The 16,497-nt window shown below is 42.1% G+C and carries 24 protein-coding genes; all 24 read left to right on the forward strand.

All coding sequences use genetic code 11. From position 1 onward, the window contains the following. Positions 1–363 precede the first annotated feature (363 nt). Positions 364–870, forward strand: a complete 507-nt coding sequence (locus tag C161_RS08165; RefSeq protein ID WP_036610454.1) for a DUF2569 domain-containing protein — start codon at positions 364–366, stop codon at positions 868–870. A 128-nt stretch (positions 871–998) separates the two neighbouring features. Next, the gene (locus C161_RS08170) at positions 999–1,613 is read left to right on the forward strand and encodes a histidine phosphatase family protein (protein ID WP_036669442.1); all 615 of its coding nucleotides are present in this window, start codon (positions 999–1,001) and stop codon (positions 1,611–1,613) included. 41 nt (positions 1,614–1,654) lie between these two features. Further along, positions 1,655–2,311, forward strand: a complete 657-nt coding sequence (locus C161_RS08175) for a pyridoxine/pyridoxamine 5'-phosphate oxidase (RefSeq protein WP_036669443.1) — start codon at positions 1,655–1,657, stop codon at positions 2,309–2,311. Positions 2,312–2,391: 80 nt separating this feature from the next. Beyond that, a complete protein-coding gene (locus C161_RS08180) occupies positions 2,392–2,961 on the forward strand; it encodes a GNAT family N-acetyltransferase (RefSeq protein ID WP_036669445.1) in 570 nt (189 codons plus the stop codon). Positions 2,962–3,300: 339 nt separating this feature from the next. After that, positions 3,301–4,257, forward strand: a complete 957-nt coding sequence (locus C161_RS08185) for a radical SAM protein (protein WP_036669446.1) — start codon at positions 3,301–3,303, stop codon at positions 4,255–4,257. 297 nt (positions 4,258–4,554) lie between these two features. Further along, entirely contained in the window at positions 4,555–5,568 is a 1,014-nt protein-coding gene (locus C161_RS08190) for a phosphodiester glycosidase family protein (RefSeq protein WP_051449648.1), read from the forward strand. Continuing rightward, positions 5,565–6,578, forward strand: a complete 1,014-nt coding sequence (locus C161_RS08195; RefSeq protein ID WP_036669448.1) for a bifunctional glycosyltransferase family 2/GtrA family protein — start codon at positions 5,565–5,567, stop codon at positions 6,576–6,578. Before C161_RS08190 ends, C161_RS08195 begins: the two co-directional genes overlap by 4 nt. 224 nt (positions 6,579–6,802) lie before the next feature. Beyond that, positions 6,803–7,513, forward strand: coding sequence for an AAA family ATPase (locus C161_RS08200; protein ID WP_036669450.1), 711 nt, complete (start codon positions 6,803–6,805; stop codon positions 7,511–7,513). A gap of 67 nt (positions 7,514–7,580) precedes the next feature. Next, entirely contained in the window at positions 7,581–8,069 is a 489-nt protein-coding gene (locus C161_RS08205) for a cysteine hydrolase family protein (protein ID WP_036669452.1), read from the forward strand. A gap of 32 nt (positions 8,070–8,101) precedes the next feature. Next, positions 8,102–8,338 (forward strand): hypothetical protein, encoded by a 237-nt coding sequence (locus C161_RS08210; protein WP_036669455.1) that lies wholly within the window; start codon positions 8,102–8,104, stop codon positions 8,336–8,338. Between the two features lie 191 nt (positions 8,339–8,529). Then, positions 8,530–9,042, forward strand: coding sequence for a GNAT family N-acetyltransferase (locus C161_RS08215; RefSeq protein ID WP_235193762.1), 513 nt, complete (start codon positions 8,530–8,532; stop codon positions 9,040–9,042). Between the two features lie 34 nt (positions 9,043–9,076). Then, positions 9,077–9,550, forward strand: a complete 474-nt coding sequence (locus C161_RS08220) for a hypothetical protein (RefSeq protein ID WP_036669456.1) — start codon at positions 9,077–9,079, stop codon at positions 9,548–9,550. A 41-nt stretch (positions 9,551–9,591) separates the two neighbouring features. Continuing rightward, on the forward strand, positions 9,592–10,002 hold the full coding sequence (locus C161_RS08225; RefSeq protein WP_036669459.1) for a hypothetical protein: 411 nt from the start codon (positions 9,592–9,594) through the stop codon (positions 10,000–10,002). Positions 10,003–10,153: 151 nt separating this feature from the next. Further along, positions 10,154–10,636, forward strand: a complete 483-nt coding sequence (locus tag C161_RS08230; RefSeq protein ID WP_156946093.1) for a hypothetical protein — start codon at positions 10,154–10,156, stop codon at positions 10,634–10,636. A 101-nt stretch (positions 10,637–10,737) separates the two neighbouring features. Then, complete coding sequence (locus C161_RS08235) at positions 10,738–11,043, forward strand: hypothetical protein (protein WP_036669464.1); 306 nt, start codon at positions 10,738–10,740, stop codon at positions 11,041–11,043. Between the two features lie 99 nt (positions 11,044–11,142). Then, complete coding sequence (locus C161_RS08240) at positions 11,143–11,757, forward strand: hypothetical protein (protein ID WP_235193763.1); 615 nt, start codon at positions 11,143–11,145, stop codon at positions 11,755–11,757. A gap of 106 nt (positions 11,758–11,863) precedes the next feature. Then, a complete protein-coding gene (locus C161_RS08245) occupies positions 11,864–12,316 on the forward strand; it encodes a hypothetical protein (RefSeq protein ID WP_036669470.1) in 453 nt (150 codons plus the stop codon). Positions 12,317–12,349: 33 nt separating this feature from the next. After that, positions 12,350–12,853, forward strand: coding sequence for a DUF4188 domain-containing protein (locus C161_RS08250; protein ID WP_036669472.1), 504 nt, complete (start codon positions 12,350–12,352; stop codon positions 12,851–12,853). Positions 12,854–12,878: 25 nt separating this feature from the next. Beyond that, complete coding sequence (locus tag C161_RS08255) at positions 12,879–13,379, forward strand: hypothetical protein (protein ID WP_036669474.1); 501 nt, start codon at positions 12,879–12,881, stop codon at positions 13,377–13,379. 182 nt (positions 13,380–13,561) lie between these two features. Further along, entirely contained in the window at positions 13,562–13,960 is a 399-nt protein-coding gene (locus C161_RS08260) for a hypothetical protein (protein WP_051449649.1), read from the forward strand. A gap of 167 nt (positions 13,961–14,127) precedes the next feature. Beyond that, entirely contained in the window at positions 14,128–14,430 is a 303-nt protein-coding gene (locus C161_RS08265) for a hypothetical protein (RefSeq protein ID WP_235193764.1), read from the forward strand. After that, positions 14,427–14,792: a hypothetical protein gene (locus C161_RS08270; RefSeq protein WP_235193765.1), complete on the forward strand. Its 366-nt coding sequence runs from the start codon at positions 14,427–14,429 to the stop codon at positions 14,790–14,792. The genes C161_RS08265 and C161_RS08270 overlap by 4 nt, the downstream gene beginning before the upstream one ends. A 276-nt stretch (positions 14,793–15,068) precedes the next feature. Continuing rightward, a complete protein-coding gene (locus C161_RS08275) occupies positions 15,069–15,578 on the forward strand; it encodes a hypothetical protein (RefSeq protein WP_036669479.1) in 510 nt (169 codons plus the stop codon). 63 nt (positions 15,579–15,641) lie between these two features. Then, positions 15,642–16,481, forward strand: coding sequence for an adenylyl-sulfate kinase (locus C161_RS08280; RefSeq protein WP_036669481.1), 840 nt, complete (start codon positions 15,642–15,644; stop codon positions 16,479–16,481). Positions 16,482–16,497: the final 16 nt, after the last annotated feature.

Genomic DNA, 16,497 nt, shown 5'->3' on the forward strand with positions numbered 1-16,497 from the left:
CCATATCCTCCTTTGTAGTCAAATGCAGAGTCACCATCTGCATCTGTATAAGAGGATTATGACGTTCACGTACTAAACTGAACATGGCGGAAGTATAGCGAAGGTCTTCTATGGCTTTTGCAGCGTATGAGTAAGATCTTTTGAAAATGCTGCTTCGTCCTTGACACTCGTAGTACAATAAGGAAGTTGTGTAAAATTCTATATGAGAGGAGGACGGAGAGATCGCTATAAGAAGAGTGTGAAAATACATACAACGCACGTGAAGTTAAGGGATAGAAGCACCCGTAGATTCGATTTGCATTATGACTATTACGAGGAAGACTCATCTCAGAAAAACAAAACTGCATAAGGAAGTGTTACGAGGTGGAACCACATATTGAAGAGCAAAAAACAGACTACCGTCCACTAGGTGTGTCGGGATTGGGTGGTTGGCTGATTCTCATCCAGATTGGATTATTTGTTACGGTAATTCTACTTGCAGTGCAATTATTTCAGCAGATAATACCCACATTCACAACTGAGACTTGGGAAATGCTAACTTCCAAACAATCAGACTATTATCACCCATTATGGGGTCCAGTACTTATTTTTGAGATGGTGTACAATACGCTGTTTTTATTATTCAGTGTATATACAATTTTTGTGTTTTATAGCAAGAAAGCAATATTACCCCGTCTGATGATCATCTTCTATGGTCTCAGTCTGATTGTAGGTATTATTGATTACCTATTATTGCTCCAGATTCCGTTAGCAAAAGAATTGGAAGATGGAAGCTCGATCAGAGAAATTGCTAAATCTGTCATCACTTGTGCCATTTGGATTCCTTATTTTATCAAATCCGAGCGAGTTCATAACACATTTGTAAGATAAATGGTAAGCAGGAAATGCCCGATCTTGGATAGAAGCTATCTGAGGTCGGGTTTATTGTATATATGCCGGGCTAGTCATACAGTGTAAAGGTACATTGTTCATTATAGAAGTGAAAAGGAGGAGAGATCTTGAAGATTTATCTGGTAAGGCATGGGATGGATGAGGAAGGGTATCGAGGCGGATGGAGCGATCGTGGACTTATGGAACAGGGTCATATTCAATCAAAGAAACTGGGAGAGCATTTGCATCGTTACGCTGAGGAGTACAACATACATACGATTATTAGCAGTGATCTTCCTCGTGCAGTGCAGACTACACGGGAAATTGAGAAACAATTAAACATGCAGGCTAGCTTAATGAAAGATTGGCGGGAGATGAATAACGGAGATTTGGCAGGCATGCTCCATAAGGATGCTGAAGAGCATTACCCAGGGATTTATTTCAACACCCTTGAGATGGATTCGCCTTTTCCAGGAGGAGAAAGTCCAGGGGATTTTTATAACCGGATAAGCATATCTTTCGAGAATCTTCTTAGAGATATAGAGGACCAAACAGTCAAGTCCAATGTTCTATTAATTACTCACGGCGGAGTGATTAACATCCTGTATTATCTGCTTGAGAAGAGGGAATGGAGCAATAAGTCCAGCTTTTATCCCATGGACAACACCAGTGTACATACCGTTGAAAAGGGAATGCATGGTTGGAAACTTAGCAGTGCAAATGTGTTAAGTCATCTACATTAGTTGTATTCATGATAGATTAAAGAGAAGATGGAGGCGATGACATGAGCGATCAACCAATTGAACTGTTGCAACGTTTAAAATCTTTATCCGGCCCATTTCCAACGTGGGATACGGGGCAGTTGCCGGAGCAGCCGGGGAAGTTATTTTTGGAGTGGTTGAGATTGGCGGTTGAGAACGAAGTGAAAGAACCTCATGCTATGACAATATCCACCGTGGATCAAGACGGTTATCCTGATGCGCGGGTGTTGATTTTGAAGAACGTAATCGACGAAACGTTTTATTTTGCCTCCAGTTCGGAGAGTCGAAAAGGCCAGCAGTTGAAGGAGAACTCTCATGTGGCCCTGACATTCTACTGGCCTTCACTTGGAAGACAGATTCGGATAAGGGGAATTGCGGAGGATCGGGGAGATGAAGCGGGCGCTGATGATTTCCGCAAACGTTCAGCTGGAGCAAGAGCAGTTGCTATGACAGGGCATCAGAGTGAGGTTTTGGATCGTGAGGAACTGCTGGATCGTTCCATCGAAGCTCAGAAAGAAAAGATAAGTCGTGACCCCGGTGTCGTTACACCTCAGTGGAGATTATATGCCGTGAATGCACAAGAGGTGGAGTTTTGGCAGGGAGATTCGGAGCGTAAGCATGTGCGAGTCCAATATGTGATGCAAGATGGGCAGTGGAAGACACTCAGATTATGGCCTTGATTGTACAACAGATGAGTTAGGCAATATGGACCGAATTGCTGAGTGTTTCTTTGTCCTACTAATCTCAGGAGGGTGAGTCAATGAAAACGATTGAAAGTTTCTTCGAACCATTTCCCGTGTTGGAAACCGAACGGACGTTACTCCGGCCTCTTACCTATGATGATCTGGATGATATGTATAGTTATTGCGTTGTACCTGCTGTATCGGAGTTCACCACCTGGGACGCGCATCAGAGCAAAGAAGACACCAAAGCTTTTTTAGATTTTGTCATGAGTCGCTATGAGACGGATCTAATAGGCCCATGGGGGATTGAAGATAAACACACCAAGAGGCTGATCGGTAGTTGTAACTATCTAGGGTGTGATAGCGATAACAGGAGAGTTGAGCTGGGATATGTGTTATCTGATCAATATTGGAATCAAGGCTACATGACTGAAGTAGTGAAACGAATCATCCGATTTGGATTTGACGAAATGGGGCTCGAGCGAATCCAGGCCAGATGTTTAGTGGAAAACACAGGTTCTGCCAAGGTCATGGAGAAGGCAGGCATGCAATTCGAAGGTGTGTTGAGGAAATACATGAAGGTAAAAAATGAGCTTCAAGATCTGAAGATGTATGCTATCGTAAAAGAAGACTTCTACTCGTGTTAAATAAAGAACGTGTTATTGAAAAGTCGTGTGTCATTTATCAGGCTGGCGAGCCATGGATTTTCCTATAATCCTGAATTTATCAGTGGTACACAATAAAAGCAGAAGTAAGAAACAGCTTGAATTGCTGCATCAAGAGTTCAAGGTATCGTATTGAATATTGTCTAATTCAATAATCATATGCCAAGCTTTGGCCCATTCCTGATCGTTGAGGAAATGGGTTTTATTTTTGTTTTCAGCAAGCAACGTACATAATGTCATATCTTGAACCTGGTGCCTTCCGCTATAATCTTTAAGTTATTAAAACATGGATTGAATGAAGGAACCAGGAGGTACAACGAATTGACGACCAAAAACAAATATAAATCACTCGAATTGGAAACCCCCGGCGTATATGAGCTAGAAGGGCTTGAAGTGGGAGTGACATCGAACTGCAATTATAAATGTGACTACTGCTGCGCCTACAATCGGGATGATGGAGCGTGCATCAATAGTCAGGAAGTCATCCGTATTATTAGTGAGCTTCCTCGTCTCAAGAGAGTGCGATTGTCAGGGGGAGAAGTTACTCTGAAATACCAGGATTGCCTGGAGGTTGTGACGTACTGTACGGCACATGGCATCGATACACAATTGAACAGTAATGCCAGTCTGCTGACTGAAGAACGAATCATCGCGTTGCGAGATGCAGGCTTGTCCAACATTCATATCTCGTTTAATTATACGGATGCGGAGGCCTATGCTGCGTACTACCGTGTGCATCCTCGCATGTATGAAAGGTTGGAGCAGAATATCCGTTTGTGTACGGAAGCCGGTCTGGAGACGGTGCTGGAAACGTTACTGTTTGAAGGGAACCAAGCGAACATGCAGGCCATTAGCGATAAGGTGTATGACCTGGGGGTGCGCATCCATGAGATCCAGAACAGTATTAAGATGCCGCATACCGACTGGACCCAGATTGTATCCAAAGAGTCCCTTGTTCGATCTGTTACGGAATTAATTAAACATAAAAAGCCAGATACAACGCTCTATTTCACCTGTATGGATCGGTTCGCTGAACAGTTGAATTTGCGTGAACAACCCGGTGTGTATTTCTCTAATTGTGTGGATGGCACGAAACAGCTACATTTGCACGGTAACGGGGATATTCTCATCTGTGAGTTATGCCATCCTGTTGTGATTGGCAACATCTACACTGGAACGTCGTTGAAGGATATTTATGCCCAACAGCCACCGGCGTTAACGGAATTTTTGGAAAAGCGGCCTTGTCCCGCGTACGATGCTCTTTTTGCAGACGCATAACAGGAAGACCTGATGAAGATATGTGATATGAATGTTGAACGAAATATGTACACGATAACAGTGACATTTAGGGTTCTATAGATTAAAAAATCAAGGTGATCTGATTTCCTTAATAGGAAAACGGATCACCTTTTTTGATTGAACTATTCATTTACACAATATCAGCGATTGGAAGGTGGTTCTGTCATCTTAGTGTCAGTGTGAATATTCTTTAGTTCAATTGATATGGTTTCAGATTCATTTAAGCTACCCGGCCTAATATGGCCTTAAGAACTTAGATGAAGAGGTGAGCTTCACATGATGAAGATTGATGAGAAACCAACCCGGAAAGGACCACATAAAAGGCCGATCTCTCCAAGAAAGCGCAGATGGCTTATCATCACACTTGTCATCGTGCTTGCGGTAGGTGGAATCCTATACAGCCTGGCTGACCGTTACCTGATCAGGCATGTGCAGGTAGTTGTAGCAGATGAGAACACAGGAACGCCAATAACAGGCAACACCAATGATTCCAACAATACTTCGACCACCACAACTGAAGTGAATGCAACGTCAGATGATTGGAATTATTCGAGTGATGATATGAAGGTCAATATTGAAAAGGTACAGACGGGTTCTAGCTCGGATCAGATTACGTATTATGTCGCAGATGTTCAGTTAACGGATGCAAGCAGCCTGCGAACTGCGCTGGCAGACAATAGTTTTGGAACAAATATTACCGAAAATACGTCAGAGATTGCCGCTGCCAACAATGCGATCTTTGCCATTAACGGTGATTATTACGGATTCCGTGAAGATGGTGTCATTATCCGAAATGGAACATTGTATCGGGACAGCCCTACGCGGGATGCACTTGCCCTGTTCAACGACGGTACGATGCAAACATATAACGAGAATGAGATTTCTTCCTCGGAACTTCTGGCTGAAGGTGCAACCGATACACTATCTTTTGGGCCCATTCTGATTCAGGACGGCGAGATTGTTAGTGATTTTAGCAGTGTGAAAATCGATAACAACTTCGGTAACCGCTCCATCCAGGATACCAATCCAAGAACAGCGATCGGCATGATTGCTCCGAATCATTACGTCTTTGTGGTGGTGGATGGACGGCAGGACAACAGCCGTGGCATGACTCTGGCAGAACTGGCCGATGTCATGAAAGGTCTTGGAGCAACCGAAGCCTACAACTTGGACGGCGGCGGTTCATCCACGATGTATTTTATGGGCAGAGTTGTCAATAATCCGCTGGGGCGTAACCAGGAACGTGGCGTAAGTGATATTTTATATCTGACGGAGGGACAAGGATCATGACGATATTAATTCCATCATATGAACCCGATGTGCGTTTACTGAATCTCGTTTTGCAACTACAAACCTTTAAACTTGGACCCATTGTGATTATAGATGATGGCAGCGGCCCCGGTTACCGTGGAATTTTTGAAACGGCAGAAGCGTATGGCTGTACGGTCCTGACACATCCCGTCAATCTGGGTAAGGGCAGGGCGTTGAAGACAGGCTTTCAGTATATTAAGGAGTACGGACCACAGGGCGGTGTGGTGTGCGCAGATAGTGACGGACAGCATCTCCCACATGATATTAAGCGTATCTTCGAAGTGCTGCTCGCACAAACGTCACCGGGAATTGTACTTGGCAGCCGTTGCTTCAGCGGAAAAATTCCAGCACGCAGCCGTTTTGGCAACACAGTCACACGGGCGGTCTTTTCCCTCACGACAGGTACCAAAGTATATGACACGCAGACCGGTCTACGCGGTTTTCCCTACTCCATGCTGGACTGGCTGAACCAGATTCCCGGGGATCGGTTTGAATACGAGATGAACATGTTGTTAACGGCACACAAGGAAGGGTATGAAATTACGGAGGAGTTCATAGATACGGTATATCTGGATCACAATGAGTCCTCCCATTTCCGCCCGCTGGTTGATTCATTCCGGATCTATATGCCAATCCTGATGTTCAGCACATCTTCGGTGCTGTCCGCTCTGATTGATTTTGGATTACTATTCGTCATCCAGTATTTCACGCATAATCTGTTTCTGTCGGTTGTCGCAGCCAGGCTGTGCAGCTCCATCTTCAACTACACGATTAATCGAAAGTACGTATTTTCCGCTGGACGAACCTCTAAGGTTCGGCAGTCATTGCCCAGATACTTCTCACTTGTCCTACTAGTGCTGTTATTAAACTACGGTTTATTGTATTTTTATAATGAAAAACTGATTATTCCGCTGCTCGCAGCCAAGCTGTTGACCGAGGTATCCATCTTCCTGTTCAGCTATTGGGCGCAGCGCAGATTTGTCTATTAATTCTGAAGAGAGAGTAAGCCTATGGATTGCTCTTTTTTGGTTGAAACGGTTTCATATGTACCCCGAAATAGGTTACGATGGAGAACATAGCCCGCAAGGACATCATTCGTCCATGGCTGGACCAATCAGAGTAAACTTAATGTTAATTTGAAGATAAATGTGCGAAGTTCGAGTGTAAATGTTCTTTTGTTGAACTTATATAAAATAAATATGGGAGGATGATTATGTATCTTCGAAGTGTGGAACTCCTGTCGGCCAAGATCGAGAATCGGAACCAATATCCTTTTGACATCCCCGCGATCCGGTCCTTGGAACGATTGGAGCTCACGAATAACGTTACTTTTTTTGTAGGTGAAAATGGTTCAGGGAAATCTACGCTGCTCGAAGGCATCGCTCATCAATGTGGATTCAATACCGCAGGGGGCGGCAGGAATAATACCTATGAGACACATGCTTCAGAATCCTCGCTCGGGAATTATCTCAGGCTGGCATGGTTACCCAAAATAACGAATGGCTTCTTCATGCGCTCTGAATCGTTCTATCAATTCGCATCACATGTCGATGAGATGCCGGCGTCGCTTCAATATTATGGCGGGCGTTCATTACATGAACAATCACATGGGGAGTCTTTTCTCAGTCTGTTCGTCAATCGCTTCAGTTCCAAAGGCATCTATCTGCTTGACGAGCCCGAAGCCGCTTTGTCTCCAGCTAGGCAGCTCTCCTTATTGCGTATCCTTCATGATCTGTCAGGCACTTCACAATTCATTATTGCGACGCATTCACCCATTTTGCTGGGATATCCGGGGGCAGAGATTTTAAGTTTTGACGATAGCCATATTCAAGAGATAGCCTATGAGGAGACAGATCACTATCAGATTACTCGCAGCTTTCTGGAGAATCGCGACCGGATGCTGAATGAATTATTTAAAGATTAAGTTCTCAGTTTAACAAGGGAAGTCACTCAACCATGCGACATGAAATTTATTTATGAGGAGAGATTGGATGAAAGTAGGTTTGCTGATTGTTGATATGCAGGAGAGTATTGTGCGGAAAAAGATGGACCAGACTTCGATAGACCATGCCTGTGAGTATATTAACCATGTGGCTAATGTGCTGCGCTCGAATGATCATACGGTCGTTCACGTGCAGGATGTGGAGGGCATGGAGGGGGCAGCGTCAGATGAGTATCGCATCATTCCCGAGGTGGATGTGAATGAGAAGGATCTCACCGTTACCAAGGAAGCCTCCAATGCCTTCTGGCAAACTGACTTGGAGCAGGTGTTGAAGAGTTATGGAATTGAATTGGTCATCATCGCCGGTTTTGCCGCAGAGGAATGTGTTCTATTCACCTACAACGGAGCGATGGAGCGAGGTTTCCGGCCAGTGATGTTGCAAAATGGAATTCTTAGCACACATCCCGAAGCAGTGACTTCAACGTACAGAGATCGCAATGTGATCTCATATCCTGTGGTTGATTATCTGATTCAATAAGTGTTGGCTACATGCCAGTGGAGGTGATGGTTATGAACGTGCTTAACGTTGCTTTTGTCCTATTGATCTCATTGGCAGGAGTTGTTTTCGGTGTTCAGGGGTTGAAGAAAAAATCTCCAGTCATGATGTATATCAGTGTAATATTTATTTTCGTTCCTATACTTCTTTTCATGGATTGGTTGACGTTCTTACCTTTTATCGCTCCCGCAGCGCTTGCCAGTGGATATTTGGTGAAAAATAAAGATAAGACCAATAATCGGACTCTTTAGGGAGTCTTTTTTTGTCCAAATGTTCATGTCCACTGTGAAAGTAAGGTTACTCCATGGTTTAAACCAAACTTTGCCTATATCTGCTGTGGTTGAAAGAATATATTGAGAACAGGGCACAGCAAACTCGTTGTGGACATCGGTAATGTCATGTATGGACCACTAGCCAACTCATTAACTAAGGGAGATGTGCAATGAAGATGAATGTACAAATTACGAGTATTTTGGCAGAACAAAAGGAATTGTTCCTCAACCTGTACAACTTGTACTTATATAATCTGTCCGAATTTTCTGGCGAGGATCTACTTGAAGAGGGGAAATATGATCCAACGAACACCTATCTATATCTGGAACGCGATGAATTACATCCGTTTTTGATTCAGTATGTAGGAAAGGTTATTGGATTCGTACTGGTGTGCTCACCTCCATATGTGCCGGAAGAAGTGGATTATACCGTGCAGGAGCTGTTCCTGGTCAATAAATATCGCGGGCAGGGGCTGGCAGCAAAAGCAGTTGACTTGGTTTTTGCTCAATTTGAGGGTACATTCAAAGTGGGACAGCTCGCTAACAATGCGGCAGCAGTTTCGTTCTGGAAAAAGTATTATGAGCAACATCAGATTGAATATACTGAGTCTGAATATAACATTGAAATTGACAACATCGCTGGTAGCCACCGGATTTTGTCCCAGACTTTTGTGCGTGGATGACGGTATAGAAGTATGAAGGGAGCAAGTAGGTTAAATGTCTAAAGAGCAATATTTCAAGGACCTCGAAGAAATTATTCATGATGTGATCTATATAGGTTCTTCTGATTCAGAACTTCAGAAAGAAATAGAAACGAATATGTGGTGTATATCAATTTCAGAAGAAATATCTAATGAAGTGAACTTGAGTGATTTTAGTGCTTTTATTATGAACGTCATAGCCAACCGCCAGAATCAGATTAATCATTCGAATAAGCAGAGCGGATTGATATTTTATCTATGGTTTGATTTTATGGCGAGTCAATTAAGATTTAATCTAATCTCGGATAGCAATAAGGAGCTACCTTTCAGATGCAAAATTCAGAATGTGAGTGAGCCTGATGAAATTATAGATCTTTTTTTGAAGTCGAATGTTTATGATGAGATAACCCAAGATACAGATACTAATGAGAATGATACAGATAATGAATACGTATTAAAGGTATATACACAATATTTAGACAAACAATAAACCGTATATCATAGGAATATTTAAATTAGAAGGTGATTAGTTTGTTCATTATCGTAGCAACCAAGGGGAGTTTGAAGTGGATTTCAGGTGTATTTCAGGCAGAAGATGTAGCTAGACAGTACATGGATCTCATACCTGATGAGCTTAAGGCATACCAGAAATTCATTCAGATAGAAAACCTCACATATCCATTTTATATTATAGAGCATCAGGATTCTCCATTTAGGTATCTTGGTAAAGATGAAGTGATTTCACTTTTTGATAAAACAGATGTGTCAGAGGATGAAGATGAGGTGCACTTCAATATCTACACAATTGATTCAGATTATAGATCGAACAAACCTGGAACAGATTATATGGGAGCACTGAGGCATGATCATGTGACCAATGAATCTATAGAGATGTACCGAGAAGAAGGAACAGCGTTTCTGAGTAGACGAAGGATTTTATGAATGTAAGGAAGTTTTTATCACGGTCCTATTTTACTTCTCCTGATTTGGGAGGTAGATAGGATCTTTTTCAATTTCCATTTACCAATACATGGGTTATGATGAATTAAGAGGATTGAATGAAAGTGAGCGTGTAAAGGGGACAAATGTAGGTATGCCAAAGCATCATTTTGTTATAGAAAAAAAATCACAAGTAGACGGAAATATTTATACCTCCTACTCATGGGATTCACAAGGGAGAATACATGGAAGTGGATTAACCACAGAGAATCATGCGACCTTGGAAGACGAATTCATTGCGTACATCTATGATTCCCTTTGCTGGTTGGATACATGGAATCCATCTACCTGTATGAAATGTAGTGGACTGAACAACTATGGAATAACCGTTATTGAAGAGCAGGATGCTTTGTTGAAGTTTCATCAACTGATTCAGGCCTGGATTGATCTATTCAGCCATGCGACTGATCCGATTGTTCTAACAGGGAGTTACTGTTTTGATGGAGAAGAACAGAAGGGCTGTTACGAGAAACTCGTGTACAACAAAGTTGAATTAATCAACGAATTACATAAGCTTGCGAACATGGCAAAGTATGCTGAGATAAATGGGAATTGCATTGTGCATTTTGGGATATGAAATTTAACTCTTTTATTTGAGGGTAAACAAAAAAAGAATTGCTATACTTGTTGTTTTCAAAAGTCTATATGAGATTGATATTGTCACTAAGAGGTGAGGGAATGGAACAAAACAAAATTAAAGCATACCAAACATTAATATACCAAGCCTTTTTAGATATACGTGTGATTGCATCCAAGTTAGCATATCCCTCAGTTGTAGATGTCGAGGATGCTAAAAGAAGTAGTCTGCTCATATTTCATATGACAAACGCTTTTCACAATCTTGCATTATCTCTGGCTGAGAACACAATTTCAAATTGTGAAGATGACTTTTGGAATAGATTAAAGTTTATCAATGAAAAATTTCCTGAGTCGATACAATATAAAGATATATTTAATAGGTTGATTCAAAATTCAGACTGTTAATGTAAATCCATTTCAATAAAGAAGGGAGTTTTTGTATTGCCTTGGCCAATGGTTCATTTTGCAATTGCATCCGAATTGATATCCAAGCCATCCCCTGAATTGTTATTGGGAAGTCTCGCTCCAGATTCCATTCACGTAAGAATCAATCTTCGTACAGAAAAGGCAAAAACCCACCTCATGCCAGAGGCAGGAAGATTTGCAACAGACGAAGAACTTAAAGACTTTTTTGAAACCCAAAAGAAGTTAGCCTATAGTGATCCCAAATTCCTGCAATATCTGTGCGGTTACATCGCCCATATCTATACGGATCGCGCGTGGACATTCGATATCTATCCTGCATATGAAGTCCATCCCAACGGAAGAAGTGTGTATACACAGGATGTCACAAAGCTGGAGTTTATGATTTTACGGAATTGGAACAGGGCCAACGATTGGTTAAATGAGCTGAATGTGGGAAGAGCATTTGATTTAGGCGGATTGCTGGAATCTGAGGTGTACCAGTATAGAGAAGAGAAACTTGAGTTTTTAGTTAACCCTGACAACGAACCTTTGGGTGATTTAAATATTTTATCCATGGAAGCTATGGAAGAGTTCATACATAAAACGGTGTTAGAGCTAAAACAATTGTATACAAAATGGAATGTCTATGAAGATTTACGCAGCAATGAAGGCACTGCACAAATTCGTTCGCATGCTGCATTCGAAGATCAATGAGATTATTTTAGCTGTAAATGCAGGAAATATTGCAGCACAGCGGTTATATCTGAAAGTAGGTTTCCAGTTAATCTTGCATCATAGAATCACATAAAGGAGGAAGGACATGGACATCGTTATGACGCTTGAACCGCACGGATGGCTGGATATCCTGGTTCAACCTGATCAGGGAGAACAGATTGAGATTCCGGTTTCTTTTTTGTCGGATGCGGTGGATGAGATAGCACGTCAATTCGTTGCATTGCACAAAGGAGCCACGGAGGTAACCATGACTATGCAGATCGAACCTGGAGAATATCGCTTCTGGATCAAGAAACGTTCGCAGGTAATCGTTCAATTCATGGTGTATGAGATGAGTGATAACTTTAGTACGGAAGACGTTACAAAGGGTCGGTTACTCATGTCTGAAGAGCTAACGCTGGTCAAGTTGACCAAGCTGTTTTACAGAGAACTAAGCAAATTGAAGGATATGGGACCCGGGGAATATCACAAACGGTGGAGTTTTGATTTCCCCCTGAATGCCTATGAGCGGATAGGAAGGGTTGTCCAGATCCGATGAAATCGAGTGTTTTTAACGAGAAGGAGGAGTGACATGGCGAACATACATAAGGGAAGATATTCAGCTCAAATTGAGGGAGAATTTGTTGTTTTTATTATCGGAATGAGGATCAATCGTTTGTGGGCTATACACAAATGGCTGCCTGTCTTTAAGTCCATGGGCCCGATGATTAAAGAACTGTATATGAATCCGGAGACTGGATTTCTGAGTACAGAGTATTTTATTAGCTGGCGTGGGGTGACGCTACTCCAATACTGGCGCTCTTACGATGAATTGGAGAAATACGCACGGGGCGGACTACACTTGGAAGCTTGGAAAAGATTCAACCGCTCCATCGGTTCAGATGGAACTGTAGGGATCTATCATGAAACATACAAGGCTCAGTCAGGTTCCTTCGAGACCATATACGCCAACATGCCCACATTCGGATTAGCTAAAGCGTCTGAACATGTGCCTTCGACAGGGAAGATGGAGACATTCAGACGCAGAATGGGCGGAGAGAATGACCCCGCAGTGAAAGCACCAGAGAATCCTTAAAGTGGTGAATAGAGAGGAGCATGTTATGAAGGCTAAACTTCGACCAGAAAATATATATTCAAAGCAACTGAGCTGGTTGTGTATTGAACCGATGCTTGTTTCGGTACGGGGCAGAGATATGGCCGCCAAAACAGAGATATACACACAGTTACATGAAGGGCAACAAGCTTTATTTCTGTTCTATTCCTATCATAATCATACGAAGAGTCTGGCAGAATTTTATTGGTTTTCGGCATATAACATCATTGAGATCAAGAGTTGGCATGGGATTAAAAAAGGGATGCACTTTTTTTGTATAGATGAGATGGTAACTGTACTGGACCAGATAGAAAGTCTCATTACGGACAAAAACAGAGTGGGTGAAGAGTGGCGTGAGGTGTTGGCAACGGATCTGGAGAAGGACCCAATCCTGCTCCAGAGAACAGAGGCATTATATGCGACCTATCAGATCGTGGCGCAAGCTGCTATTACACATATGAATGAGATGATCCTGCAAAATCAGGAGATGTATCTGGAGGTTGAGTAAGGTTACTGGAGGTTGAGTAAGGTTATATGAATGCATAGGGGCTACTCATGAGTGAGTAGTCTTTTTATCATGTATGAGAACATTGGCTGCACATCATCGCTTTTTATTTTTATGCTAGAATGGATAGCAGGAAAAAAGCGGAAGAGTTAAATAACATTCTCAAGTAGGTTGGGAGTACACGTATGAACGAGGAAGAACTGTTGCAGTTGTACGAATTGGAACCTGATGAGGTACACCGGGAGGCCATCCGACAGCTGCTTCAGCAAGAGATTGAGAACCGGAAGTCAGAGGATAACGAGGTTCTGAGACTGTTGTGCATCATGTTAATCTGTATTGGAAATGTGGAGGACACCACGCTGATCTGGCAAGCCAAACGAAAGAATCAGGATACGGGCAGTTATATTGATGTGCAGTTATTATGTGGTGCAGGGTATGAGGAGACCTTGTTTTACCTGGAAAATATGGACGGGGAACAGGCGCACAAGGAGTTGCTTTACCTTAAACAGTGCGAGCCGTATGACTTTGTTGATTTTTCCAAAGTGGAATGGGTCTCAGACTATAAACAATATTATGGTGTTTAATATATGAACATACGGGATGAGGTAATTCATAGGCATGGAATAAACGAGCTAACAGACATACTGGAAGGCGGGGGACTATGCCAAGTTTGCATGACAACATCATATTAAGCTACGAAGTCGATTTAGAGAACAAAAGGATAAGGATGTGTACTCGTTCGAGTCATGATGTGCCGAAAAATATGGATGTTTTATTCTCTGGTGTAATGGCCCATACGTTTGATACACCGCTGCATGGCAGTATTATTTTGGATCTCGATGATCGGGACATAGAGCATTTTGTCCCTTATAATCGAGAGTTGTTAGAGTCGGGGAAGGGCTACGGTTGGCCTGTCAGTTATGATTCCTATGACGAATTGCAAATCCGGCTGATTGAGGAGAAATACAAGTACATGGTGATCTCATCCTCGTATGGATTGAGTGGTTGGGTTTTGGCGAAGAACGTAGAGATTTCTATTCAAGAAACGGGGTGAACGGGATGGAGCGTGAATACACACAGCATGGTGGCAAGAAGGGCGCAGGACTAAGAACGGGCATTGTTGTTCTTGTTGTTCTGCTCGTTATTCTAGTAACGACCAATCCAAACGAAGAAGATTTTGTTGCGTGGCTCGCAAGTGAACATGACATCCATGCTTCGTATGATGTGAATGATGGCAGGACGTTTACGCAGACGATCGACGGTGAGGAAAAGAAGCTTCACTATAAAGGCGGACATATAGGGCATATAGGGCATATAGGGATTTTTTCAACATACAGTTACCGTTTTGCGGATAATGAAGAAAAAGAGATCCAGATTGAAGCGGTCGGTATAATGAATATGTTATTTGATAGATAGGTAGATTGATTGTGGACAGTTACAAAAGTTGAGTGAAAGTTCTGCTGATAACCACGCGCTTTGCATGATGTAACTCGTGCAGAGAAGCGTGTTTTTTTGCGTATAAAGCGATAGAAACAGAGATGGTTAACTTCGTTTATTCGCAAATTCCACATTATGGGTTATGATGTACCTTGAGAGAAAATTTTACATACATAGGAAGTCTCTATTTTAAATAAAAGTCATTTAAGGTCTTTACCAGGGGAGTGTTATCCATGACTAAATGGAGGGCTGATTATGAAAAAGTTAACCGTAGTTTCAGTATTATTTCTACTTCTGGTGGCCTGTCAGAACCAGGAAAACACTGAAGATGCACAACAATCATTAGATTCCTCGACTCGAAGTGTCACAGAAATAGAGGCACAACAGGATGAAGAAAAATCGACATCCCAAGAGAATGAAGACATCCCACCAGAGTATCTTGATGAAACAAACTATACCGGTGACAAATTGGAAATCGTCAAACTTATGAATGCTCGTATGCGTTATTTATACGAAGAGGATGAAAAGCGATATATGAATCTTTTTGATCCAAAATCTCCTATATCAGGTATGGGGAGATACAAAGTCCTCAAGGTTAATCCCATGAGCGACATAACTATACAGGAGCAAAGGAAGCTCTTTCAGGCAGTGGTGACGGTTAACGAGTTAAAAGAGAACAACGAAGAGTATATCAATACGATGGTGTTTTGGAAAAAGAAAGAAGATGGCGATAACGCGCAATGGGTTATTGCAGATATCGATTAATAACATAGTTTCTGATAGATGGAAGATCCATATCATTACACAAAAATAAAGGATGATGTACTGATGGCTAGGCAACTAATACTCATTGAAGGATTACCAGGTTCAGGCAAGTCAACGGTTGCCGAGATGGTTTCCGAAATTTTGATAGAACAAGGCAAGACGGTACAACTATTTCAGGAAGGAAATCTGGAGCACCCTGCTGATTACGAGGGCGTATCTTTTTATTATGCAGGAGACTTTGAGGTTTTATTGAAAACGCATGAAGAATACAGAGAGATTTTGGAAAGCAATGCGACTGCCCATGATCAAGGTTTCCTGATTCCATATCGTAAGATGAAAGAGCAATGGGGAATAGAGCTTCCCGATCACATTGTACAGGATATTTTCAGCCGAGATATTTACGAAATTCCTTTTGAGGAAAATGTTAAGCTGATCACCGAGAAGTGGCAAGATTTCGCCCAAAACGTGTTAAACACGAATGATGATTGCATCACGATATTTGAGTGTTGTTTTATCCAGAATCCACTAACCATGGGTCTTGTAAAATGCAATCAATCCAAAGAGCAGAACGTGCAGTATGTATTGGAACTGGGGCGTATCATTCATGCTCTGAATCCGCTTTTCATCTATATCGACCAGAAAGATATATCTTATACCTTTGATAAGGCAGTTAGTGAAAGACCAAAAGAATGGTCAGAGGGATTCATTAATTATTATACGAACCAGGGTTTTGGGCAAGCACAGGGTTATAGGGGGGTTCAGGGTACGGTACAGGTTTTGCAGGAAAGAAAGAAGCTGGAGTCCGAAATCTATGGGTTACTTCAGATGGATAAGGTATGGCTGGATAATTCGGATTATGACCGCGAGGCTTGTAGGCACAAGCTAGAAAAGATTCTGCAGTAACCTTAATGAAATACGA

It is taken from the genome of Paenibacillus sp. FSL R5-192, from assembly GCF_000517845.1.
GTDB classification, from domain to species: Bacteria; Bacillota; Bacilli; order Paenibacillales; family Paenibacillaceae; genus Paenibacillus; species Paenibacillus amylolyticus.